Genomic DNA, 24542 nt, shown 5'->3' with positions numbered 1-24542 from the left:
AAGGGGAATCCCATGACCGCACCGCGCGATATCGCCGCGAAACTTTTGGACGCGCAGGTCGAGTTCCTGCTGGCGGAGGTGACCGGCGAACGCTTCGCCGAGGTCGTCGCGCGTGACGTCGACGACGTGCTGGCGGTGGCCGACACCATCGTCTTTCGCGAGGTCGTCGGCATCGACGATGCGCGCGCCACCGTACGCACCGTCGTGAACCGCATCGGTGGCAGTGCGGTGATCCGGGATTCGGTCGAGGTCTTCGCCGACGCGATCTACGACAACATCGCCGGCAACGACGAATACACCCTCGGTGACGTGGTCGAGCGGGAACCGGTGGAAGCGTTGCTGGAGAAGATCTTCGGTATGCACCAGGCGCAGGAGCGGACCCTCCAGCGGTTGACCGAGAGTCCGCTGGTGGCCACGGCGGCGTCGAAATTCGTCGACAAGCTCATCGACGACGTGATGGAGACCAACCGGCAGATGGCCAGTAAGGTCCCCGGAGTCGGGTCGCTGGTCTCCTTCGGCACCTCGGCTGCCAAATCCGCACGCAAGGCTGCGGAGCGTGCCGGTTCGGCCACCTTCATCGGCGATATGGCGGGCAAGGGTGCGATGTTCGCGCTCAAACGAACCAACAACGCCATTCGGGAGATGCTGCGCGAGGCGCCGGTACACGGTGCGGCCATGCAGTTCTGGGATCTGCATGCCGGTGAACCGGTCAGCGGCCTGCGCGACTACTTGACACAGGCGGATCTGCGTGAACTGGCACTGCTGGTGCATCGCATCGTCGTTACCACGCGCGACAAGGAGTACGTCGGGGTCCTTCTCGACGAATGCGTGGAGGTGTTCTTCGACAAGTACGGTGACCACACCCTGGGCGCCCTGCTGCCCGAACTGGGGGTGTCCGCCGCGGATCTCCGCACCGAGATCCTGCGCTACGGCCCGGGAATCGTCGACGCCGCGAAGCGAAACGGCGTCCTGGACGCACTGATTCGCCAACGCTTGGAGCCCTTCTACACCTCCGATCGGGTCTTGGCGATCCTGGGGGAGACGCAGGACTGAGGGGTGCGGCCGTGCCGCGCTCAGATATCGGAAACCGTTGCCGGGCAGTTGCGTTGGAAGGGATAGCAGGGCGGGTCCGGTGGTGCGTGGGAGACCGAGGTGAAGGCGGGGGCCGACGGGGTCGCATGGGAGGCGCTGTCGTGGCCGAATTCCAGTAACAACAGGCCGCCGATCAGTACCACCGCGAACACCACGAACATACCGATGCCCAGCAGTACGGATTCGAACTCCGTGCCGACATCGGGGTCCAGCAGGCTTTCGTCGTCGGTATCGAGGGTGAAGTAGTCCTCACCGCCGATGAAGTCGCTGAACCGATCCGCCATGAGCCACAGTGTGACAGCAATCTCCGATCGCGTACATGCGGTGCGGCCACGGAGGTTCGGTGTGGCACAGGCAATGTGAGAGCAGACCGCTCCGTATGGCCATATCCCTCCATTGAATGAGCCGTTACATAGCGGTACGTTCTGTGGAGTTCGACCCACCCCATCCGAAAGTTCGCCATGAGTGCAGACCATCGACCCGTGGAACTATCGGCGCTGGCCGGCGCACTGCATATCGAGGATTCCGGCTATCGCCGATCGCTGCGGAACCGCCAATTGCAGATGATCGCGATCGGCGGCGTCATCGGCACCGGATTGTTTCTCGGCGCGGGCGTCCGCCTCGCTGCGGCCGGGCCGGGTCTTTTCCTGGTCTATGCGGTCTGTGCGGTGTTCGTCTTCTTCGTCCTGCGCGCACTCGGTGAATTGGTTGCTTATCGGCCGTCGTCGGGTTCGTTCGTCTCCTATGCGCGCGAGTTCTACGGCGAGAAGCTGGCTTTCGTGGTCGGCTGGATGTATTTCTTCCATTGGTGCATGACCGGCATCGTCGATATCACCGCCATCGCGGCCTATGTGCGGTACTGGGGACCGTTCGCCGTGGTCCCGCAGTGGGTGATCGCGCTCGCGGCGCTACTCGTGGTGGTCGGGACGAATCTGATCTCGGTGCGCTGGTTCGGTGAGCTGGAATTCTGGATCGCTTTGGTGAAAGTGGTTGCGTTGAGCGCATTTCTGATCACCGGACTCGTATTCCTGGCGGGGCGTTTCACGATTCACGGCGAGCAGACCGGTGCAGCGGTGATCGCGGACCACGGCGGGCTGTTTCCCACCGGTGCGTTGCCGTTGGTCATGGTGACAACCGGGGCGGTATTCGCCTATGCGGCCGTGGAATTGGTAGGTATCGCGGCCGGGGAAACGGAGAATCCGGAGCGAACCGTGCCCCGGGCGATCAACTCGGTGATCGCCCGGATCGCGTTGTTCTATGTGGGTTCACTGATTCTTCTCGGACTATTGTTGCCCTACACGGTATTTCGTTCCGGTGAGAGTCCGTTCGTCACCTTTTTCTCCCGGATCGGGGTGCCTGCCGCCGGAACGGTGATGAACGTCATCGTGCTCACCGCCGCTTTCTCGAGTCTCAATGCCGGGCTCTACTCCACCGGGCGGATTCTGCGTTCGATGTCGGTGAACGGCAGCGCACCGGCCGTCGCGACCCGCATGTCCCGCGCGGGTGTCCCGTACGTCGGCATCCTCGCGACCGGTGCGATCGCGCTGCTCGGCGTCGGGTTGGAGGCGGTGATACCGGGCCGGGCCTTCGAGATCGTGCTGAACGTCTCGGCGCTGGGCACCATCACCTCCTGGGCGGTGGTGCTGCTGTGCCAGCTGCGGTTGTGGCGCCGCTGGTACGACGGCGTCTCGCATCGTCCCGCCTACCGGATGCCGGGCGCCCCGTACACCACCGTCGTCACCCTGCTGTTCCTGGTCGCCGTCGTCGTCCTCATGGCGTGCGGCACCGATCCGGTGCAGCGCTACGCGACGCTGGTCACGGTCACCGTGATGGGGCCGGTGCTCGTCGCCGGCTGGTTCCTCGCGCGCCGGAAGGTTCGGCGCATCGCCGCCATCCGGCACGGGCATACCGGGCAGTTCCCGGTCGTCGCGGAGCGGCCGTGGCCGGGGCGCCGCGCCGCACCGGAAGTCATCGTGGACGACGATCGGTAATATCCTCCTCGATCGCGAATCTGTTCATCCGGGAGTGAGCCCTTCGGCTCGGGGCGACGGTGCGATACCGGCGCTCTGCACGGCGATGGAGGAGAGCGCATGGCGAAGACGAATGTGTCCGACCAGTTCGTAGCGGTACTCGTTCAGGCCGGGGTACAGCGGATATACGGGGTGGTAGGCGACAGCCTCAACCCGATCGTCGACGCGGTGCGCCGGCATCCGCAGATCGAATGGGTGCACGTACGCAACGAAGAGGCCGCGGCATTCGCGGCCGCGGCACAGGCGCAGCTGACCGGGCGCCTGGCCGTCTGCGCCGGGAGCTGCGGTCCCGGTAATACGCACCTGATCCAGGGCCTTTATGACGCGAATCGGACCGGTGCGCCGGTGCTGGCGCTGGCCTCCCACATCCCCTCCGATCAGATCGGCACCCAGTTCTTCCAGGAAACCCATCCCGAGCGCCTGTTCGTCGAATGCAGTGGCTACTGCGAGATGATCAGCCGGCCCGAGCAGATGCCGCGCATGCTGCGGATCGCGATCCAGCACGCGCTGGCCCGCGGCGAAGTCTCGGTGATCGTGCTGCCCGGCGATGTCGCGCAGCTCGAGGCCCCGCGCCCGACGGGCGAGTCGAGTTTCGTGTCCGAGCTCGGCCGGGTGATGCCCGCCGAGGATCGGATCCGGGCGCTCGCCGATGCGCTCAATGCCGCGCATTCGGTCACGCTGTTCTGTGGCGCGGGAGTGCGCGATGCCCACCGGGAGGTGGTGCAGCTCGCCGAGTTGCTGCACGCGCCGATCGGACACAGCCTGCGCGGGAAGGAATGGATCCAGTTCGACAATCCCTACGACGTGGGCATGAGCGGGCTGCTCGGTTACGGCGCGTGTTATCAGGCGATGCACGAGGCCGACCTCGTGTTGCTGCTGGGCACCGACTTCCCCTACGACGAGTTCCTGCCCGGTACCAACACCGTCCAGGTCGATCACGACGCGGCGCGCCTGGGCCGCCGGACGCCACTGCAGCTCGCGGTACACGGCGACGTGCGCGAGACGCTGCGGGCGGTGCTGCCGCTGCTGCATGCCAAGTCCGACCGGGAATTCCTGGACCGGATGCTCGCCGAGCACTGCCGGCTACTGGAGCAGGTCGTCGACGCCTATACCCGCAATGTCGCCGACCACACCCCGATACACCCGGAGTACGCCGCCGACATACTCGACGAACTCGCCGCCGACGACGCGATCTTCACCGTGGACACCGGCATGTGCAATGTGTGGGCCGCGCGTTACCTGACCCCGAACGGCCGCCGCCGGGTGATCGGGTCGTTCCTGCACGGGACGATGGCCAATGCGCTGCCACACGCGATCGGTGCGCAGTTCGCCTACCCGGACCGGCAGGTGATCTCGATGTCCGGTGACGGCGGGCTCGGCATGCTGCTCGGGGAATTGCTCACCGTCGCACTGCACCGGCTGCCGGTGAAGATCATCGTGTTCAACAATTCCTCGCTCGGCATGGTGCGGCTGGAGATGCTGGTGGACGGCCTGCCCAATTTCGAGACCGACCATGCGCCGGTGGATTTCGCGGCGGTGGCGCGGGCAGCGGGTATCCACGGCGTGCGCGTGACCGAACCGGCGGCGATCCGGGGTGCGCTCACCGAGGCACTGGCCCATCCCGGGCCGGCGCTGGTCGACCTCGTCACCGATCCCGACGCGCTGTCGCTGCCACCCCACATCACCGCCGCTCAGGTCCGCGGGTTCGCGCTCGCCGCCTCCAAGATCGTGCTCACCGGCGGAGTGGGCCGCATGATCGATATGGCGCGCTCGAATCTGCGCAACGTGCCCCGGTGATCGGTTACGAATAACGTTCGCGCAGTTTACCTTTGACCAGTTTACCGGTGGGGGTCCGCGGGAGCTCGTCGACGAAGTCCACACTGCGGGGCACCTTGTAGTGGGCGATGCGTTCCCGCAGGAATTCGCGCAACCGGGCGGCCAGTTCGGGACCGGGTACCGTCCCGGGTGCCGGCTGCACCACCGCCTTGACCGACTCACCCATCTCCTCGTCGGGGACGCCGATCACCGCCACATCGAAAACGTCCGGATGCAGCGCCAGGGCGTCCTCGATCTCCTGCGGGTAGATGTTCACCCCGCCGGAGATGATCATGAACGCCTTGCGGTCGGTGAGGAACAGGAATCCGTCGGCATCGATGTATCCGATATCGCCGGTGGTGGTCCACGCCGGGTGATCGGGATGTATCGCGCCGGCGGTCTTCTCCGGATCATTGTGATAGGCGAACGGCATGTCCTCGCGTTCGAAATAGAGGGTGCCGATCTCGCCGGCGGGCAGTTCGTGTCCCTCGTCGTCGCAGATGCGCACCGTACCGAGCCCCGCCGGGCCGACCGAACCGGGTTTGCGCAGCCACTGCGCACTGTCGATGAAGGTGGCGCCGTTGCCCTCGGTGGAGGCGTAGTACTCGTGCAGTACCGGTCCCCACCAGTCGATCATGGCCTGCTTCACGTCGATCGGGCACGGCGCGGCCGCGTGGACGGCGACCTTCATACTCGAGACGTCGTAGCGGGCTCGCACACTCTCGTCCAGTTTCAGCATGCGCACGAACATCGTCGGAACCCACTGGCTGTGGGTGGCGCGATAGCGTTCGATCGCGGCCAGGGCCGCCTCGGCCTCGAACCGTTCCAGCACCACCACGGTGCCGCCCAGGGCGTGCACCACACCGCCGAACCGCAGCGGGGCGGCGTGATAGAGCGGCGCCGGCGAGAGATACACGGTGTCGGGGCCGAATCCGTAGAGTGGCCCGAACACGGCGGTGTAGGTATCGCCCGGCGGATCGCCGACCTGCCGATCCGGCAGCGGATGTTTGATGCCCTTCGGCCGGCCGGTGGTGCCCGAGGAATACAGCATGTCGGCCCCGCGCGGCTGATCCGGTAGCGGCTCGGGCGACGAGGCCGCCAGCGCCTGCTCGTAGGATCCGTACCCCGCGACCTCGCCGCCGAAGGCCAATCGGATCCCGGCCTCGGGGCTCAACTCGCGCACCTCGCCGGCGACCTGCGACAGCTCCGCCGCGACGATCAGTGCCCGGGCCCCGCAATCGTTGACGATATAGCTGATCTCCGGCGCCGACAGATGCCGGTTCACCGCCGTGATGTAAAGGCCGGATCGCAACGCTGCCCAATAGACCTCGTAGACCTCCAGCTCGTTGCCGGACAGCAGCGCTACATGGTCCCCGGCCCGCAACCCGGCAGCGTGCAGATGTCGCGCCAGGCGTACCGAGTTGTCCTCCAGCTCCCGATAGGTCAGCGTCTTCCCGCTCCCGGCCAGTACGACAGCCGGTTTATCAGGGAATTCATCGACATGTGCACCGGGATACATACTGCTCCTCCACACCGAGAACGTGGCGATCCGCAACCGCCGAGCCGAACCGGGCCCGCGGCCTCGATACATCCGCCGGCCGCCGGGGCAGTGCCCGGCGAGTGCGACCCTAGCCGAAAGTGAACGGTGATTCGGTGATATCTCCCAAAACCGGTGCCGGTTGCCGCCTACGGGGGGACCGAGGGTTCTGATCCGGTGTGCACCACCCACTGGTGCATGAGATTGCAGAGTCATGCATAATCATCACATGGCGGATACCTCGAGTGGGCCCGTGCTGCGGGTCGCGGTTGCTGGTGCTAGCGGATACGCGGGCGGGGAGGTCCTGCGCGTGCTGTTGGGGCACCCGGAGTACCGAGCCGGGCGCCTCGAGATCGGGGCGCTGACCGCGGGGTCCAATGCCGGGCAGACGCTGGGGCAGCTGCAGCCGCATCTGTTGCCGCTGGCCGATCGGGTGCTGGAGGAGACCACCGCCCAGGTGCTGTCCGGCCACGACGTGGTGTTTCTCGGGCTGCCACACGGGCAGTCCGCAGCGCTGGCGCAGCAGTTGCCGGAGTCCACGGTGATCATCGACTGCGGTGCCGACTTCCGGCTGACCGACGCCCAGGCCTGGCAGGACTACTACCAGTCCCCACATGCCGGCAGCTGGCCCTACGGCCTGCCGGAGCTGCCCGGTGCCCGTGCCCGGCTGCGGGGTGCCACCCGGATCGCGGTGCCGGGCTGCTATCCCACGGTGTCGAGTCTGGCCCTGGCGCCCGCGATCGGCGCGGGCATCGTCGAGCCGGAGGTGACCGTGGTCGCGGTGACCGGAACCTCCGGTGCGGGCCGCAAACTCGATGTGGGACTGCTGGGTTCGGAGGTGATGGGCTCGGTACGCGCCTACAACATCGCCGGCGCGCATCGGCACACTCCGGAGATCGCGCAGAACCTGAACGCGGCCGCGGCCGCCACCGGCGCCGATATCGGCGCTGTCACAGTCTCGTTCACCCCGGTGCTGGCACCGATGCCGCGCGGCATCCTGGCCACCTGCACCGCCCGGCTGCGTCCGGATGCGGCCGGTGCGTTGGCCGACCTCGCCGCCGCGCGGGCGGTGTACGACAAGGCGTATGCCGAGGAGCCGTTTATTCATCTGCTGCCCGAAGGCGCGCTGCCGCAAACGGGTTCGGTGATCGGTTCCAATGCCATCACCCTGCAGGTGGCGGTGGATACCGCCGCGCGGACCCTGGTGGTGATCGGCGCCGTCGACAATCTGACCAAGGGCACTGCGGGCGCCGCGGTGCAATCGATGAACCTCGCTCTCGGTCTCGACGAGACCGCAGGACTTTCCACCGTAGGAGTGGCACCGTGACCGATACCGATATCGCCGGCGGCAAACTGGTCCGCAACCAGGGCGTGACCGCGCCGCTCGGCTACCGGGCCGCGGGTATCGCCGCGGGCCTCAAGGCCAGCGGAAAGCCGGATCTGGCACTGGTGTTCAACGAGGGGCCCGAATACGCCGCGGCCGGGGTGTTCACCCGTAACAAGGTCAAGGCGGCGCCGGTGCTGTGGTCGCAGCAGGTGCTGACCGGCGGCCGGCTGCGCGCGGTGATCCTGAACTCCGGCGGCGCGAACGCATGCACCGGGCCGGGCGGGTTCCAGGACACGCATGCCACCGCCGAGGAACTGGCGAAGGCATTGAGCAACTGGGGTACCGACACCGGTGCGGGGGAAATCGCGGTCTGCTCCACCGGTCTGATCGGTGATCGGCTGCCGATGGACAAACTGCTGCCCGGGGTCACCGAGATCGTGCACGAGATGGCGGGCGGACTGTCCGGCGGTGCCGATGCGGCCCACGCCATCATGACCACCGACACGGTGGCCAAGCAGGCGGCGTTCCATCATCCCGGAAAATGGAACATCGGCGCGATGGCCAAGGGTGCGGGCATGCTGGCGCCCTCGTTGGCGACCATGCTGGTGGTCGTCACCACCGATGCGGTTGCCGGCCCGCAGCAGCTCGACGCCGCGCTGCGCGCCGCCACCGCCCGGACCTTCGACCGGCTCGACATCGACGGTTCCTGCTCGACCAACGACACGGTGCTGCTGCTGGCCAACGGTGCCAGCGGGGTCACTCCGTCCCAGCAGGAGCTGGACGCCGCGGTGCTGGCGGTCTGTGACGATCTGGCCGCGCAGCTGACGGCCGACGCCGAAGGCGTCACCAAACGGGTCGAGATCACGGTCTCGGGTGCGGTCAGCGAGGACGAGGCGCTCATCGGCGCCCGGACGATCGCCCGCGACTCACTGGTCAAGACGGCGTTCTTCGGCTCGGACCCGAACTGGGGCCGGGTGCTGGCGTCGATCGGGATCGCGCCGATCGAACTGGAACCGGATCGGGTGACGGTGTCGTTCAACGGATATCCGGTGTGTGTCAACGGGACCGGGGCTCCCGGTGCCCGCGACGTCGACCTGTCCGGGACCGACATCGAGGTCCTGGTGGAACTGGGCCTGGGCGAGGGCACCGCGACCATCCGCACCACCGATCTGTCGCACGGCTATGTCGAAGAGAATTCGGCCTACAGCTCATGAGTACCGAAGCGACACCGGAGCATCCGGTGCACACCGACGACCTGTCCGCATTGGACAAGGCGCACGTGCTGGCCGGGGCGCTGCCGTGGCTGCAGAAGTTCCGAGACAAGATCGTCGTCGTCAAGTACGGCGGCAACGCGATGATCGACGACGGACTGAAACACGCGTTCGCCGCCGATATGGCCTTCCTGCGTACCGTCGGGGTCCACCCGGTCGTGGTGCACGGCGGCGGCCCGCAGATCAGTGCGATGCTGAAGAAGCTGGGCCTGGAGGGCGAATTCCGCGGCGGCTTCCGCGTCACCACACCCGAGGTGATGGATGTGGTGCGGATGGTGCTGTTCGGTCAGGTGGGCCGGGAACTGGTCGGCCTGATCAACGCGCACGGACCGTATGCGGTCGGGACCTCGGGCGAGGACGCCGGACTGTTCACCGCTACCCGCCGCACCGTCACCGTCGACGGTGCGGCCACCGACATCGGCCTCGTCGGTGATGTCACCGACGTCAACCCGGAGGCGGTGCTGGATCTCATCGGTGCCGGCCGCATCCCGGTGGTGTCGACCATCGCCCCCGACGCGGACGGCGTCGTGCACAACATCAATGCCGACACCGCGGCCGCGGCGCTCGCCGAGGGGATCGGTGCGGAGAAACTCGTCGTCCTCACCGATGTCGAAGGCCTGTACACGAACTGGCCGGACCGGTCCTCGCTGACCAGTCGCATCGACACCGACGCGCTGGCCGCGCTGCTGCCCGGCCTCGACGCCGGCATGGTGCCCAAGATGGAGGCCTGCCTGCGTGCGGTGCAGGCAGGGGTGCCGACCGCACATGTCATCGACGGGCGGGTACCGCACGCGGTCCTGCTGGAACTGTTCACCGGGGAAGGTATCGGAACGATGGTGACCCCACCCGAGACCGTAGGAACGACAACCTCATGAGCACAACACAACTGCAGCAGCGGTGGTCGTCCGCGCTGATGAACAACTACGGCACGCCGAAGGTGGCACTGGTGCGCGGTGCGGGCGCGGTCGTCTACGACGCCGACGGCAACCGGTACACCGATTTCCTCGGCGGTATCGCGGTCAACAGTCTGGGGCATGCGCACCCGGCGATCCTGGAGGCCGTCACCCAGCAACTCGGCACGCTCGGCCACGTCTCGAATCTGTATGTCAGCGAGCCGGTGGTGGAGCTGGCCGAGAAACTCCTCGCGCATTTCGGCGACGGCACCGGTACAGCCAAGGCCTTCTTCTGCAACTCCGGTACCGAGGCCAACGAGGCGGCGTTCAAGATCGCGCGGCTCACCGGCCGCACCAAGATCGTCGCCTGTGAGGAGGCGTTCCACGGCCGCACCATGGGTGCGTTGGCGCTGACCGGGCAGCCGTCGAAGCGGGCGCCGTTCGAGCCGATGCCGCCCGGCGTGGTGCACGTGCCCTATGGCGACGCCGACGCGCTGGCCGCCGTGGTCGATGCCGACACCGCCGCGGTCTTCCTCGAACCCATCATGGGAGAGAGCGGTGTCGTGGTGCCGCCGCTGGACTATCTGGCCCGGGCGCGCGCGATCACCGCCGAGCACGGCGCCCTGCTGATCCTCGACGAGGTGCAGACCGGAATCGGCCGCACCGGAGCGTTTTTCGCCCATCAGAGTGCGGGCGTACTGCCCGATGTGATCACCCTCGCCAAGGGCCTCGGCGGCGGACTGCCGATCGGTGCGGTACTGGCACAGGGGCAGGCGGCGGATCTGCTCACTCCCGGCGTGCACGGCACCACCTTCGGTGGCAATCCGGTCAGTGCCGCTGCCGCGCTGGCGGTGCTGCGGACCATCGACGAGCAGGGGCTGCTCGCCCATGTCGAATCGGTCGGCAAGACACTGATCGACGGCATCGAGGAGCTGGGGCATCCGCTGATCGATCACGTACGCGGCGCCGGACTGCTCATCGGAATCCAGCTGACCCGCGATGTTTCGGCGCAGGTCGAGGCCGCTGCCCGCGCCGCCGGATATCTGATCAACCCACCCAAGCCGAATGTGATCCGGCTGGCCCCGCCGCTGATTCTCACCGAACAGCAGGCGCAGGCCTTCCTCGCCGACCTCCCGGCGATACTCGACACCGCGTCCGAGGAGAGTGAGTGACCATGGTGCGGCATTTCCTGCGTGACGACGATGTCACCCCCGCCGAACAAGCCGAGATCCTCACGCTGGCAGCGGAATTGAAGTCGGCCCCGTTCTCCCGGCGCCCGCTGGAGGGCCCGCGGGGGGTCGGCGTGATCTTCGAGAAGAATTCCACCCGCACCCGATTCTCCTTCGAGATGGGGATCGCTCAGCTCGGTGGGCATGCGGTCGTGGTCGACGGTCGTGACACCCAGCTCGGCCGGGAGGAAACCCTCGCCGACACCGGCCGGGTGCTGTCCCGCTACGTCGACGCGGTGGTGTGGCGGACCTTCGCGCAGCAGCGGCTGGAACAGATGGCCTCGGCGGCAACGGTTCCGCTGGTCAATGCGCTGTCCGACGAATTCCATCCGTGCCAGGTGCTGGCCGATCTGCTGACCCTGCGCGAACGCAAGGGTGAGCTGGCCGGGCGGACGCTGGCCTACTTCGGTGACGGTGCCAACAATATGGCGCATTCGCTGCTGCTGGGCGGTGTCACCGCGGGGCTGAACGTGACGATCGCCGCGCCCGCCGGCTTCCGGCCACTGGACTGGGTGGTCGAGGCCGCACGCGCACGGGCGGCCGAGACCGGTGCGACGATCACGCTCACCGAAGATCCGATCGCCGCCGCCACCGGCGCGGATGCCCTGGTCACCGACACCTGGACGTCGATGGGCCAGGAGAACGACGGGCTCGACCGGGTCGGTCCGTTCCGGCCGTTCCAGATCAACGCCGAACTGCTGGCCCGCGCGGCCGCGGATGCGCTAGTGCTGCACTGCCTTCCGGCTCACCGCGGTGAGGAGATCACCGACGAGGTGCTCGACGGTCCGCACAGTGTGGTCTGGGACGAGGCCGAGAACCGTCTGCACGCCCAGAAGGCGCTGCTGGCGTGGCTGCTGCAGCGACGATCGGGTGGTGTGGTGTGAGTAGTGTCCCGGCCGGAGCGAACGGGTCCCGATCGCCGTCGCGATCCGGTCCCGCGATCGCCCGCACCCGCGCCGGACGGCAGCAGCGCATCGTGGAACTGGTGTCGGCCAACGCGGTCCGCAGCCAGACCGAACTGGCGACGCTGCTCGCGGCCGAGGGGATCGAGACCACCCAGGCCACCCTGTCCCGGGATCTGGACGAGCTCGGCGCGGTGAAATTGCGGGCGGCCGACGGCGGCGCCGGGATCTACGTCGTCCCCGAGGACGGCAGCCCGGTGCGCGGGGTCACCGGTGGTACGTCCCGGCTGTCCAAACTGCTCGGTGACCTGTTGGTCTCCACCGATCACAGTGGCAACCTCGCGGTGTTGCGCACTCCGCCGGGCGCCGCGCAGTTCCTGGCCAGCGCCCTGGACCGGGCCGCCTTGCCCGAGGTCGTGGGCACCATCGCCGGTGACGACACCATCGCCGTGATCGCCCGCGAACCGATGACCGGTGCCGAGCTGGCTTCGAAGATCGAACATCTGGCCTGAACCGGCCGCGGGCGGTGCCCGCTCTCAGGCACCGGGCCGCCGCGCACTCGTCGCTGATTCGAATACCGGTGCGGCGACGTGGTCGTCGCCGGCCCCCAGTTCCCGTATCGACCGGGTGAGCAGCTGCAGGCTGTCCGCCGAGCCGGCGTCGGCGGCGGTGACGACAACCACCGACTGCTCCGGTGACCGTGCCGGAACGAGGATCTGCTGGTAGACCGTGAGCGAACCCAGTACCGGATGCCGCAGCTCATGGCTCTGCCCGGCACACGGGCTCACCCGGTGATCGCTCCACAGGGCAGCGAATTCCGGGCTCTTCATCGACAATTCGCCGATCAACGCGGCGAGCGCCGCATCGTCGGGATGTTGCCCGGCGACCAGGCGCAGATGTCCGACCATGATGCGCGCCTTGCGTGGCCAGTCCGCATACAGCTCGCGCAGATGCGGGTCGAGAAACAACAAACGGGCCTGATTCGGCCGATCGGCCGGCCGATCCACCGCGGTCCGGTCGATATGTCCGGCGAGCAGGGCATGTCCCAGTGCATTCCAGGCCAGGATGTCCGTGCGCCTGCCCAGCACCACCGCCGGCACCGTCTCCAACGGGCGCATCAGGTCGCGGGTCAGCGGATGCAGGCGCTCCGGCGCGGGTCGCCGTGGGGGCCGGGACCGCCGGGTCGCGAGCTGACGCAGATGAGCTCGCTCGTGCTGGTCCAGGCGCAGGGCGTCGGCCAGGGCCTCGAGCACCGAATCGGAGGCGTTGGCCGACTGCCCCTGCTCCAGGCGCGTGTAATACGACACGCTGACCCCGGCCAACTGCGCCAGCTCCTCGCGGCGTAGCCCGCTGACCCGCCGTCGGCCGGGATACCGCGGTAGTCCGACCTCGTCGGGCACCAGGCGTGCCCGACGGGCCCGCAGGAACTCACCCAACTGTCCGTCACCACTCATCTGTCCAGTCTGCACTCCGGCCGATCGCCGAACCTGACCCTGGCGGGGGTACCCACGAGCGGGTCTGGTCCGCCCCCGGTACGCCGCCGCAGGCTGACAGGTGTCGCCGTGCACTCGGCGGAAACAGCGAACGTCCTGGAGTGGATATGCACGAGATCGTGCTGGGTGACGTCACGATCACCCGGGTCATGGAATTCTACGGTTCGGTCGAACTGACCCCGCAGACCTTCTTCCCGAACAGTCCCGACGCTGCCTGGAACGAGCACGAGTCCTGGCTGGCGCCGGATTTCTACGATCCCGCGACCGATATGGTCCATTCGGCGATCCAATCGTGGCTGGTGCGCAGCGAAGGCGCGACGATCCTGGTCGATACCGGCGTCGGCAATCACAAGGAGCGGCCGCACACTCCCGTCTGGCACCATCTGAACACCGATTTCCTCGGCAATCTGGGCCGGGCCGGGGTTCGCCCGGAGGATGTCGATCTGGTGATCAACACCCATCTGCACGTCGACCATGTCGGGTGGAACACCCGGCTCGACGGCGCGGACTGGGTGCCGACCTTCCCCAACGCCACTTACCTGGTGCCGCGCGCCGATTTCGACTTCTGGAATCCTGCCAACGGACACGCTTCGGCCCTGGGGGAAGCCAAGGGGAACGTGTTCGCCGACAGCGTCGCTCCCGTGCACCGCGACGGCCGCACGCTGCTGTGGGACGACGGCTACCGCATCGACCGCAATCTGCGGCTCGAACTCGCGCCCGGGCACACCCCGGGCTCCTCGGTGCTGCACCTCGAATCCGGTACCGATCGCGCCGTGTTCGTCGGCGACATGCTGCACACCCCGCTGCAATTCGTCGAGCCCGACACCAACAGCTGCTTCTGCGAGGACCCGGCGCAGGCGGCCGCCACCCGGCGGCGGCTGCTCGGTCGCGCGGCCGAGCGCAACGCACTCGTGCTGCCGGCGCATCTGGGCGGGCACGGCGGCGCGGAAGTCGTGCGCGAGGGCGACCGGTTCGCCATCAAGAACTGGGCGCCCTTCGCCCGGATATGAACGAGAACAGGAGAATTCGGATGTCCGAACCGATCGTCACCACCACCGAGGGCGCTGTCCGCGGCCGCGCCGACGGCCCCGCGCACGTCTTTCGCGCCATTCCGTACGCCGCGTCGCCGATCGGTGCGGCGAGATTCGCCGCCCCCGCTCCGCACCGGCCCTGGCCGGGTGTCCGGGATGCCACCCGTCCGGGCGCCACTGCCCCGCAGGCTCGCCGCGACGGGTTCGGCGCGCTCGATATGTCTCCCTACTTCGGCCCCGGCTGGATTCGCGGCGAGGACTATCTGACCGTCGACGTGTGGGCGCCGCGGCACGGAAGCGATCACCCCGTCATGGTGTTCGTGCACGGCGGCGGATTCGTCAGCGGTGCCACCCGTGCGCCGGTGTCGGACGGCACCGCATTCGCCCGTGACGATGTGATCCTGGTCAGCGTCGGATACCGGCTGGGCGTCACCGGATTCCTGGATGTGCCCGGGGCACCGGCCAATCGGGGGCTGCTCGACATCATGGCCGCACTCGGCTGGGTGCAGCGCAATATCGCCGCGTTCGGCGGTGATCCGGACAGGGTGACGCTCTTCGGTCAGTCCGCCGGCGCGACCCTCGTGACCGGGGTCCTGGCCGCGCCCGCGGCGGCCGGCCTGGTGCACCGCGCCATCGTGCAGAGCGGAAACGGGCTCGGCGCCTTCACTCCCGAACAGGGCGAGCGCGTCACCCGGGCGGCGGCGGCCGCGCTCGGAATCGAGTCGACCACAGCAGGATTCGGCGCCGTGCCGGACGAAGCGCTGGTCGATCTCGTGCCCGGGCTGACCGGCCTGGACCTGCGCACCGCCACCGATACCGATCCGCTCGTCGGGCTCAGCCCGTTCGGCCTGGTGCTCGAAGAACAACCCGCCCACACCTTTGCCACAGGGGCCGCCGCCGAGGTGGCGCTCATGATCGGCACGAACGCCGAGGAGGGGAATCTCTACCTGGTGCCGCAGGGAAATCTGCTGACCTCGACCCTCGACGATGTGCACGCCCTCGCCGCGCGGCTGCACGACGATCCGCGGGCGTGGGTGGACCGATATCGGTCGGTGCGGCCCGAGGCGACCGTGGGACAGGTGCGCTCGGCGATGCTGGGCGATGCCCTGTTCGTCGAGGGCAGCCGTCGGTCGGCCGATGCGCATCGCGCACATACCCGCGCATCGACCCACACCTACGAATTCGGGTGGCGCTCCCCGGCGGTCGGCGGGCTACTCGGGGCAGCGCACACGGTCGAACTGCCCTTCGTCTTCGACACCGTGACGCTGCCCGAACTCGGAGGGCCGCGTGGCATGCTCGGCCCCACCGCGGCGCCCGCCGAGCTCGCGAACCGGATGCACGCCGCGTGGACGAGGTTCGCCCGCACCGGCGATCCCGGCTGGGAGCCCGAGCAGGTGTACCGATTCACCGCCGGCGACCAGCAGGTTCAGGGCTTGCGCGCCACCACGCCGTAACAGTTGATCTGGGCGTCGAGCCAGGCCGGGGGCTCGATGGGGGGTCGCCACCGGTTCACCGTGACGATGCCGGGGTCCAGGATCTCGAGGCCGTCGAACAGTGCGGCGACCTCGTCGCGGCTGCGGGCCTGGACGTAGACGGCCTGCTGCCGGTACATCTCGAATGCCTGCTCCATACCGTCGGGATCGAGATCGGCGGTGATGTGGGAGGCGACGACGAACGATCCGGGGGCCAGGCCGTCGAGCAGGGTTTTCACGACCCCGGCCGGATCCTGCTCATCGGACAGGAAGTGCAGCACCGCGACCAGGCTCAGTGCGACCGGAGCATTCAGGTCGAGAGTCTCGACCACCTCCGGCACGGCCAGAATGGACTCGGGCCGGTTGAGGTCGGCCTCGACGAAGGCCGTGCGCCCCTCGGGTGCCCCGCCCAGCAGTGCGCGGGCGTGGGCCACCACCACCCGATCGTTGTCGACGTAGACCACCCGGGATTCGGGTGATCGTGCCTGGGCCACCTGATGCAGATTCGGTTCGGTCGGAATACCCGTGCCGATGTCGAGGAACTGCCGGACGCCGGCCTCGGACAGCGTATCCACCGCGCGGTGCATGAACTCCCGGTTGTGCCGGGCCGCGGTCCGCAGTGTCGGAAAGGTCCGCATGACCTTCTCGAGAGCGAGTCGGTCGACCTCGTAATTGTCCTTGCCGCCCAACGCGTAATCGTAGATGCGGGCACTGCTGGGCAGCTCCGGCTCGGCGGCCGACGTGCTACCGAATACGGTCATCACCAGTCCTGTTCGGCGTGAAAGTGGTTGTCGGCGCATTCTACGTCGGACCCTGCCGCACCGTCGACGGTTTCCGCGGATCGAAACATGCTGGAGACCTTGGTAATTGGACGTCGGACCGGCACGGCTCGCGTGCCACGGCGCTCCAGTGGTTCACCGGCGCGTCCAGCCGGGTGGGCGACGCATCGGGAGGGGGTGCCGGGTGCCTGCGCGGCAGCATGCATGCATCCTCTACCCCGGTTATGAATGGGATTGCATCATCATGCATAATCATTTGTAGCTGATACGGGCCGTCCGAGGGCGGGTAGCGGCCCCTATCCTCGCTGGTGACAGCGCACACCATACGTACGAATCTGAGGAGCATGAGTCATGGCCGATCGCGTCGTACTCGCCTATTCGGGCGGGTTGGACACCTCCGTCGCCATCAGCTGGATCGGCAAGGAGACCGGGGCCGAGGTGGTCGCCGTCGCGATCGATCTGGGCCAGGGCGGCGAGGATATGAACCTGGTGCGCCAGCGCGCACTGGACTGCGGCGCCGTCGAGGCCGTCGTCGTGGACGCCCGCGACGAGTTCGCCGACGAGTACTGCCTGCCGACCGTGCAGGCCAACGCCATGTACATGGGTCGCTACCCGCTGGTGTCGGCCATCAGCCGCCCGCTGATCGTCAAGCACCTGGTCGAGGCCGCCGAGTACCACGGTGCCTCCACCGTCGCGCACGGTTGCACCGGTAAGGGCAACGACCAGGTCCGCTTCGAAGTGGGGATCGGTGCGCTCGCACCCGACCTGAACGTCATCGCGCCGGTCCGCGACTACGCCTGGACCCGCGAGAAGGCCATCGCCTTCGCCGAGGAGAACGCGCTGCCGATCACGGTGTCGAAGAAATCGCCGTTCTCGATCGACCAGAACCTGTGGGGCCGCGCGGTCGAAACCGGCTTCCTCGAGGATCTGTGGAATGCGCCGACCAAGGACGTCTACGACTACACCGTCGACCCGACGGTCAACTTCGAGGCACCCGACGAACTGATCGTCACCTTCGACAAGGGGGTGCCGATCGCCATCGACGGCCGCCCGGTCAGCGTGCTCGAAGCCATCACCGAACTCAACACCCGCGCCGGGCGTCAGGGTGTGGGCCGCCTCGACATGGTCGAGGACCGTCTCGTCGGTATCAAGAGCCGCGAGATCTACGAGGCGCCGGGCGCGATCGCCCTGATCAACGCCCATCAGGAACTCGAGGCTGTCACCATCGAGCGGGAACTGGGCCGCTACAAGCGTCAGGTCGAGCAGCGCTGGGGTGAGCTGGTCTACGACGGCCTGTGGTTCTCCCCGCTCAAGCGGGCCCTGGACGCTTTCGTCCGCGACACCCAGCAGCATGTCTCCGGCGAGGTCCGGATGGTGCTGCACGGTGGCAACGTGGTCGTCAACGGCCGCCGCAGCGAGGAGTCGCTCTACGACTTCAACCTGGCCACCTACGACGAGGGCGACAGCTTCGACCAGTCGCTGGCCAAGGGCTTCGTCCAGATCCACGGGCTGTCCTCCAAGGTCGCGGCCCGCCGGGACCTGTCCCAGAAGTAATCGCGCAGCAGACGACGAGCCCGGCCGCGCAGGAGGCCGGGCTCGTTCGCTGCTCCGGTGTGGTGCCGGCCGCCGCACCCGCCCAAAGACTGCAGCGCGCCCGCGGGCGATCACGGAAGGTCGCCGGGACAACGGTGCGGCACCATGCTCGCCCGGCACCGCGGAGTAGCCTGCGACCGAGCCCGGCGCCGCAGGTGAACCGGGCCCGGGCCGCATCACCCGTTCGCGACACGAGGAGAAGAGATCCGATGAGCCATGCCACCAACGAAGGCGCGCTGTGGGGCGGCCGGTTCGCCTCCGGTCCCGCCGAGGCGATGGCGGCGTTGAGCAAATCGACCCACTTCGACTGGGCGCTGGCACCCTACGACGTGCGCGCCTCCAAGGCGCATGCGCGGGTGCTGAACAAGGCCGGACTGCTGTCGGAGACCGATCTGACGGCCATGCTGGCCGGACTGGATCGGCTCGCCGCCGACGTGGCGTCGGGTGCGTTCACCCCGGCCGAATCGGACGAGGATGTGCACGGCGCACTCGAGCGCGGGCTGATCGAGCGGGTGGGCACCGAACTCGGTGGCCGGCTGCGCGCGGGCCGCTCGCGCAACGATCAGGTCGCCACCCTGTTCCGGATGTGGCTGCGGGACGGCGTGCGCCGGGTCGCCTTCGGCGTGCTCGAGGTCGTCGACGCCCTGGTCGCGCAGGCCGCCGCCCATCCGGACGCGGTGATGCCGGGCAAGACCCACCTGCAGGCCGCGCAGCCGGTGCTGCTGGCCCATCATCTGCTCGCGCACGCCCACCCCCTGTTGCGCGATGTGGAACGGCTGCGCGATTTCGACTCCCGGGCCGCGATCTCGCCGTACGGATCCGGTGCGCTCGCGGGATCGTCGCTGGGCCTGGACCCCGAAGCGATCGCCGCCGATCTGGATTTCGATGCCGCGGCCGCCAATTCGATCGACGCCACCTCCGCCCGCGATTTCGCCGCCGAGGCCGCCTTCGTGCTGGCGATGACCGCGGTCGACCTGTCCCGGATGGCCGAGGAGATCATTCTCTGGAGCACACCGGAATTCGGTTACGTCACCCTCGCCGACGCGTGGTCCACCGGTTCGTCGATCATGCCGCAGAAGAAGAATCCGGATGTCTCCGAGCTGACCCGCGGCAAGGCCGGCCGCCTGATCGGTAACCTCACCGGCCTGCTCGCGACGCTCAAGGCGCAACCGCTGGCCTACAACCGGGATCTGCAGGAGGACAAGGAACCCCTGTTCGATTCGGTGGCCCAGCTGGAGTTGTTGCTTCCCGCCATCGCCGGCCTGGTCTCCACGCTGACCTTCCACACCGACCGGATGGCCGACTTGGCGCCCGCCGGGTACACCTTGGCCACCGATATCGCCGAATGGATGGTGCGCCAGGGTGTTCCGTTCCGCGTCGCACACGAGGCCGCGGGTGCGTGCGTGCGTGCGGCCGAGGCGCGCGGAGTCGGCCTCGACGAGCTCACCGACGCCGAATTCGCCGCCGTCGACCCGGCATTGACCCCGCAGGTGCGCGAGGTACTGACCGTGCAGGGCTCGATCGCCTCCCGCAACTCCCGCGGCGGTACCGCCGGTGTCCGCGTCGCCGAACAACTCGCCGAGGTCCGTACCACCGCCGCCGACGCGCGCGCCTGGTTGGCCTGAACCGCGGCGAGGCCACCGCGCTATCGTGCGCGCATGATGTTCGTATTGCTCGGATTGGCCATCGTGTCGGAAGTGTCGGCCACGGTCTCGCTGAAGCTGTCCGAGGGGTTCACCAAACTCGTACCCTCGATCGTGGTGGTGGTCGGCTATGCGGCGGCGTTCGTCTTCCTGTCGCAGGCGCTGAAGCGGGGGATGTCGGTGGGGGTCGCCTATGGGGTGTGGTCGGCGATCGGAGTGGCACTGGTCGCCACCATCGGTGCGCTGTTTCTCGACGAGCGGCTCACGATGGTGCAGATCGGCGGGATAGGCCTGCTGATCGCCGGGGTACTGGCATTGGAACTCGGCGGTTCACACTGATCTGCTCCCGTTTTCGGCAGGTGCGGCACCGCTTCCGCCGGCTGTCTCAGTGATGGACACGCACAGTGTATTTCGCGCCCCGGATCGCCTCGAGCACGTCGTCGCGGTGGGCCGCGCCGCGGGTTTCCAGGGTGACCAGCACCTCGACCTCGTCGATGGCCAGCTCTGCGGCGGTGCGCGCGTGCACCACATCGAGGACGTTTGCCTCGGTTCCGGCGATCGTGTCGAGCAGTGCGCTCAGGCTCCCGGGCCGGTCGGACAGGACGATCCGCACGACGAGATAGCGTCCGGCGGCGCTGAGACCGTGCCCGAGGATACGAGTGAGCAGGATCGGGTCCACATTGCCGCCGGACACGATCGCGCAGACGGGCCCGCGGAGCGCCAATTCGTCGGCCGCGCAACTGAGCAGGGCTGCGACGCCCGCCGCTCCGGCGGGTTCCACCACCAGTTTCGCTCGTTCCAGGCAGACCAGCACCGCTTCGGACAGCGCATCGTCGTCGACGGTGACGATCTCCGGATGGTGGGCGATGACGTGCGCGAAAGGCACCTCGCCGGGCCGGCCCACGGCGATACCGTCGGCGATGGTCGACATGCGTTGCAGGGCTACCGGTTCACCGAAGCGCAGCGAATCCGGCCACGCCGCGGCCAGGGCCGCCTGCACCCCGATCACCCGCACCTGCGGTGCCACCGGATGTAGTGCGGCCGCGATCCCGGCCAGCAGACCACCGCCACCGGTCGGCACCAGGACCGTACCGACCTCGGGGAGTTGTTCGAGCAGTTCGAGCGCGACGGTGGCCTGTCCGGCGACGATGTCCGGATGATCGAACGGATGAATCAGCGTCGCACCGGTGTCGGCGGCGAAATCCTGTGCGGCGAGCAGAGTTTCGTCCACGGTGGCGCCGGCTTGCCGGACGGTGGCGCCGTAGGCGCGGGTGGCGACCACCTTGGGCAGCGGCGCACCGATCGGCATGAACACCGTCGAGGACAATCCGAGTGTCGCCGCGGCCCACGCGACGCCCTGTCCGTGATTGCCCGCGCTGGCTGCCACCACACCGGCCGCCCGTTCCTCCGGCGCCAGATTCGCGATCCGGAAGTAGGCGCCGCGTGGTTTGAACGAACCGGTGCGCTGCAGGTTCTCGCATTTGAGCAGCACCTCGGTACCGGCACGCTCCGACAGGACCCGGGAGGCGACGATCGGGGTGCGCCGTACCACGGGGGCCAGGACCTCGCGTGCCGCGGCGATGCGATCGAACCCGATCAGCTCCATGCGGTCATGTTGCCAGACCCTTGCCCGTCACGGGCGCACCGCCACTGCGAGGTGGCGGTGTGAGTGCCATGGCGCCGGTCGCAAAATCGGTGCTCGGTGGAGTAATTGAGGACACAGGCGTGAATGCGCTTTCCGAAGGCGGAATTAGGGTGGTGATCGGTAACCTGGGTACGTGCAGTTGTCGCGGTTCACCGATCTCGGGCTGCGTGCGATGATGCGGCTCGCGGTCAGTAGCGGAGCCGAGGAGCGGGTGACCGTCAAACTCGTCGCGCGCCAGGTCAACGCCTCGGAACACTATGTCGCCAAGGCCGTGACGAAGCTGTCCGAACTGGGTCTGGTGGCCTCGCAACGGGGCCGCGCCGGTGGCATCTTTCTCACCGACGCCGGCCGCAGCGCCACCGTCGGGCAGATCGTGCGTGGCCTGGAGGAACGGGCCGAGGTCGTCGAATGTGTCGGGGACCATCCATGCCCGCTGGCCGGAGCCTGCCGGCTGCGCCGTATTCTCGCGCAGGCGCAGGAATCGTTCTACTCCGAACTCGATCGATATTCGCTCAGTGATCTGGTCGACCGGAAAACACAGGAATTGCTCCATCTTTCCTCGTTGCCGAGTGTGCCTTTCGGCGGAATATCCGTGGATTCTCCGCTGGATTTCTGACGCGGCTGTTTTCGGGAATTGCGCCGATCTGTTCTCTGTAACTGCTTGGGCACCAACATGTCCAGGAAGTCAGTCGGTTTCGCTATCATCTGAAATAAGTGTGTTCCATGTAACATAAACCGCATTCGAGCCGGTAATTGAACGCACGTCCGGATAATTGGCACCCGCGCGATGGAAATGGCTACCGTGGAATTTGTCCGGCGAGACACCGGAATTGTTGCTCGAAGAGGAGTTCCACCATGACCACCGCCTCGACCTCGGCCCTGGACACCATCGCCGACCTCGAACCGCATCACGTCGAGATCGTCCGCGCCACCCTGCCCGCGATCGGCGCCAACATCGGCGAGATCACCTCCGAGTTCTACCGTCGCCTCTTCGCCGCACATCCGGATCTGCTGCGTAATGTGTTCAACCGCGGCAACCAGGCGCAGGGCGAGCAGCAGCGCGCGCTGGCGGCCTCGATCGCCACCTTCGCCACCCACCTGATCGATCCGGATTTGCCGCATCCCCGTCAGCTGCTGTCCCGCATCGGCCACAAACATGCTTCGCTGGGCGTCCTGCCCGCGCATTACCCGATCGTGCACGAGCATCTGTTCGCCGCCATCGTGCACGTGCTCGGCGATGCCGTCACCGCCGAGGTGGCCGCCGCCTGGGACCGGGTGTACTGGCTGATGGCGGACACGCTGATGGGCTTCGAGGGCGAGCTCTATGCCGGCGCCGGAGTGGAGCCGGGGGAGGTCTTCCGCGAGGTGCGGGTGATCGAGCGAATCGACGATCCGGCCGCCACCGCCACATTCGTCGTCGAGGCCGTCGATGCTGCGACCCCGCTGCCGGATTTCGTTCCGGGACAGTATGTCTCGGTCGGTGTCGATCTGCCCGACGGTGCCCGTCAGCTGCGGCAGTACAGCCTCGTGCAGGCGCCCGGCGCGGGCCGGCTCGCGTTCGCGGTGCGCCGCGTCGACGAGATCGACGGCCGCCCCGAGGGAGAGGTATCGAGTTTCCTGCACACCGACGTCGCCGTCGGTGACCGGCTGCAGATCACGCTCCCGTTCGGCGACCTGACCGTCGACACCGCGGCATCGACCCCACTGGTGCTGGTCTCCGCCGGGATCGGTATCACGCCGATGGTCGGCATCCTCGAGTACCTCGCCGCCACCGGATCACAACGTAAGGTCGTGGTCCTGCACGCCGACCGGGCCGAAGCCACCCATCCGCTGCGCGCCACACAGGCCGATCTGGTCGCCGGACTCCCCGGAGCCGAGCTGATCGTCTGGTACGAGCAGCCGTCGAACGGTGCGGCCCGGACCGGCTTCCTGTCCCTCGACGGGATCGAGGTGCCCGCCGGTGCCGACGTCTACCTGTGCGGTGGCACCGGCTTCCTGCAGGCGACCCGCGCTCAATTGAAGGCGGCCGATATCGCCGACGAACAGATCCACTTCGAACTGTTCGCCCCCAACGACTGGCTTCTGGACCGCTGATCCGGCGAGTCAGCGACCGGCACACGCCGTGGCGAGCACACCCTGCAGCCACGGCGTGAAGTGCTCCGGAGCCGAGGCGATGTCGGCGGTGAGCCGGTCCGGTTCCAGCCGTCGCAGCCCCGCCACCTCGGCCGGATCGGGGTCGCCGGGGAGCTCGGCGAGCTCGCCGATCAGCACGTGGTCCCATTCGTCCTCGACCAGCCCGGTCGCCGGATCGTCGGCCCGATAACGGTAGACGCCGACCTCGCGCAACGGCGCCGCGATCCGCAGTTCCTCGCCGAGCCGCACCGCCGCGGCCTCGGTCACCGATTGCCCCGGCGCCGGATGCCCGCAGCAGGTGTTGGACCAGCGCAGGGGAAACCGGGTCTTCACCGCGGCACGCTGTTGCAGCAGCACGCCGCCGTCCGGGGCGAACAGCAGGACCGAGAATGCGCGATGCAGCCGGCCGGGCGCGGTATGGGCCTCCGACACCGGGCATGCGCCGATCGAGCGACCCTGCTCGTCGACCAGTTCGACGGGCAGCGATTCACGGTCTGCGGAGACTGTGGGGTAGGTGAGGTGGGTGCCGGTCACCACCCCACCTTATCGGCGGCGACCGCCGAAGACCTGCAGCATCGGCCGCGACAGCTCGCACGGTCGGTCTCGCTCCCGGATGGGACCGATCACACCGGTCCCGCAGTAGGCTGAGGATGTGGC

Annotated in this window: 22 protein-coding genes; 16 read left to right on the top strand and 6 right to left on the bottom strand. The window is 67.9% G+C overall.

The genetic code is table 11. The features are described from left to right. Window positions 1–12: 12 nt before the first annotated feature. A complete protein-coding gene (locus NV2_RS18310; RefSeq protein WP_067875595.1) occupies window positions 13–1053 on the top strand; it encodes a hypothetical protein in 1041 nt (346 codons plus the stop codon). 20 nt (window positions 1054–1073) lie between these two features. Here NV2_RS18310 and NV2_RS18305 read toward each other — a convergent pair whose 3' ends face one another. Further along, window positions 1074–1376, bottom strand: coding sequence for a hypothetical protein (locus NV2_RS18305; protein WP_067875591.1), 303 nt, complete (start codon window positions 1374–1376; stop codon window positions 1074–1076). Between the two features lie 198 nt (window positions 1377–1574). Here NV2_RS18305 and NV2_RS18300 point away from each other — a divergent pair, with 198 nt between their 5' ends. Beyond that, complete coding sequence (locus NV2_RS18300) at window positions 1575–3083, top strand: amino acid permease (RefSeq protein WP_245662662.1); 1509 nt, start codon at window positions 1575–1577, stop codon at window positions 3081–3083. Between the two features lie 99 nt (window positions 3084–3182). Next, window positions 3183–4919 (top strand): pyruvate dehydrogenase, encoded by a 1737-nt coding sequence (locus tag NV2_RS18295; protein WP_067875585.1) that lies wholly within the window; start codon window positions 3183–3185, stop codon window positions 4917–4919. Between the two features lie 4 nt (window positions 4920–4923). On the opposite strand, the gene NV2_RS18290 is transcribed toward NV2_RS18295, so the two are convergent. Further along, the gene (locus tag NV2_RS18290; RefSeq protein WP_067875583.1) at window positions 4924–6456 is read right to left on the bottom strand and encodes an acyl-CoA synthetase; all 1533 of its coding nucleotides are present in this window, start codon (window positions 6454–6456) and stop codon (window positions 4924–4926) included. Window positions 6457–6703: 247 nt separating this feature from the next. Between NV2_RS18290 and argC the strand changes: the two genes are divergently transcribed. Genes argC through NV2_RS18260 form a run of 6 tightly spaced genes read left to right on the top strand, consistent with a single transcriptional unit; the run spans window position 6704 to window position 12608 of the window. Next, complete coding sequence (gene argC, locus NV2_RS18285; protein ID WP_067875580.1) at window positions 6704–7801, top strand: N-acetyl-gamma-glutamyl-phosphate reductase; 1098 nt, start codon at window positions 6704–6706, stop codon at window positions 7799–7801. Continuing rightward, entirely contained in the window at window positions 7798–9015 is a 1218-nt protein-coding gene (argJ, locus tag NV2_RS18280; RefSeq protein ID WP_067875578.1) for a bifunctional glutamate N-acetyltransferase/amino-acid acetyltransferase ArgJ, read from the top strand. Before argC ends, argJ begins: the two co-directional genes overlap by 4 nt. Beyond that, entirely contained in the window at window positions 9012–9947 is a 936-nt protein-coding gene (gene argB / locus NV2_RS18275; protein WP_067875575.1) for an acetylglutamate kinase, read from the top strand. Before argJ ends, argB begins: the two co-directional genes overlap by 4 nt. Then, window positions 9944–11137 carry an acetylornithine transaminase gene (locus NV2_RS18270; protein WP_067875573.1) on the top strand — a complete coding sequence of 398 codons (1194 nt, stop codon included), beginning with the start codon at window positions 9944–9946 and terminating at the stop codon, window positions 11135–11137. Before argB ends, NV2_RS18270 begins: the two co-directional genes overlap by 4 nt. 2 nt (window positions 11138–11139) lie before the next feature. Then, window positions 11140–12078, top strand: coding sequence for an ornithine carbamoyltransferase (gene argF, locus NV2_RS18265; protein ID WP_067875571.1), 939 nt, complete (start codon window positions 11140–11142; stop codon window positions 12076–12078). Further along, window positions 12075–12608 carry an arginine repressor gene (locus NV2_RS18260; RefSeq protein WP_067875568.1) on the top strand — a complete coding sequence of 178 codons (534 nt, stop codon included), beginning with the start codon at window positions 12075–12077 and terminating at the stop codon, window positions 12606–12608. Before argF ends, NV2_RS18260 begins: the two co-directional genes overlap by 4 nt. A 24-nt stretch (window positions 12609–12632) precedes the next feature. On the opposite strand, the gene NV2_RS18255 is transcribed toward NV2_RS18260, so the two are convergent. Then, on the bottom strand, window positions 12633–13550 hold the full coding sequence (locus NV2_RS18255) for a helix-turn-helix transcriptional regulator (RefSeq protein ID WP_067875565.1): 918 nt from the start codon (window positions 13548–13550) through the stop codon (window positions 12633–12635). A 146-nt stretch (window positions 13551–13696) separates the two neighbouring features. On the opposite strand from NV2_RS18255, the gene NV2_RS18250 reads away from it, so the two are divergent. Both NV2_RS18250 and NV2_RS18245 read left to right on the top strand, forming a co-directional pair. Continuing rightward, window positions 13697–14599: an MBL fold metallo-hydrolase gene (locus NV2_RS18250; protein WP_067875867.1), complete on the top strand. Its 903-nt coding sequence runs from the start codon at window positions 13697–13699 to the stop codon at window positions 14597–14599. A gap of 20 nt (window positions 14600–14619) precedes the next feature. Beyond that, window positions 14620–16074 carry a carboxylesterase/lipase family protein gene (locus tag NV2_RS18245; RefSeq protein ID WP_067875562.1) on the top strand — a complete coding sequence of 485 codons (1455 nt, stop codon included), beginning with the start codon at window positions 14620–14622 and terminating at the stop codon, window positions 16072–16074. On the opposite strand, the gene NV2_RS18240 is transcribed toward NV2_RS18245, so the two are convergent. Next, window positions 16047–16853 (bottom strand): SAM-dependent methyltransferase, encoded by an 807-nt coding sequence (locus NV2_RS18240; protein WP_067875559.1) that lies wholly within the window; start codon window positions 16851–16853, stop codon window positions 16047–16049. The two genes, NV2_RS18245 and NV2_RS18240, sit on opposite strands and share 28 nt — an antisense overlap. A gap of 369 nt (window positions 16854–17222) precedes the next feature. Here NV2_RS18240 and NV2_RS18235 point away from each other — a divergent pair, with 369 nt between their 5' ends. From NV2_RS18235 to NV2_RS18225, 3 genes are all read left to right on the top strand, one after another. Further along, the gene (locus tag NV2_RS18235) at window positions 17223–18425 is read left to right on the top strand and encodes an argininosuccinate synthase (RefSeq protein ID WP_067875556.1); all 1203 of its coding nucleotides are present in this window, start codon (window positions 17223–17225) and stop codon (window positions 18423–18425) included. Window positions 18426–18673: 248 nt separating this feature from the next. Then, entirely contained in the window at window positions 18674–20089 is a 1416-nt protein-coding gene (gene argH / locus NV2_RS18230; protein WP_067875552.1) for an argininosuccinate lyase, read from the top strand. Window positions 20090–20122: 33 nt separating this feature from the next. Beyond that, window positions 20123–20446 carry a DMT family transporter gene (locus tag NV2_RS18225; RefSeq protein ID WP_067875549.1) on the top strand — a complete coding sequence of 108 codons (324 nt, stop codon included), beginning with the start codon at window positions 20123–20125 and terminating at the stop codon, window positions 20444–20446. A 46-nt stretch (window positions 20447–20492) separates the two neighbouring features. Here NV2_RS18225 and ilvA read toward each other — a convergent pair whose 3' ends face one another. After that, a complete protein-coding gene (gene ilvA / locus NV2_RS18220) occupies window positions 20493–21713 on the bottom strand; it encodes a threonine ammonia-lyase (protein WP_067875546.1) in 1221 nt (406 codons plus the stop codon). 172 nt (window positions 21714–21885) lie between these two features. Here ilvA and NV2_RS18215 point away from each other — a divergent pair, with 172 nt between their 5' ends. Further along, window positions 21886–22368, top strand: coding sequence for an RrF2 family transcriptional regulator (locus NV2_RS18215; protein WP_067875543.1), 483 nt, complete (start codon window positions 21886–21888; stop codon window positions 22366–22368). Window positions 22369–22607: 239 nt separating this feature from the next. Beyond that, window positions 22608–23846, top strand: coding sequence for a globin domain-containing protein (locus tag NV2_RS18210; protein WP_067875540.1), 1239 nt, complete (start codon window positions 22608–22610; stop codon window positions 23844–23846). A 9-nt stretch (window positions 23847–23855) separates the two neighbouring features. Here NV2_RS18210 and idi read toward each other — a convergent pair whose 3' ends face one another. Continuing rightward, window positions 23856–24419, bottom strand: a complete 564-nt coding sequence (idi, locus tag NV2_RS18205) for an isopentenyl-diphosphate Delta-isomerase (RefSeq protein ID WP_245662661.1) — start codon at window positions 24417–24419, stop codon at window positions 23856–23858. Between the last annotated feature and the right edge of the window lie 123 nt (window positions 24420–24542).

This window comes from Nocardia vermiculata NBRC 100427 (assembly GCF_001613265.1).
Lineage (GTDB): Bacteria > Actinomycetota > Actinomycetes > Mycobacteriales > Mycobacteriaceae > Nocardia > Nocardia vermiculata.
The sequence above is the reverse complement of the archived record's forward strand: the minus strand, read 5'-3'. Positions and strand labels throughout refer to the sequence as shown.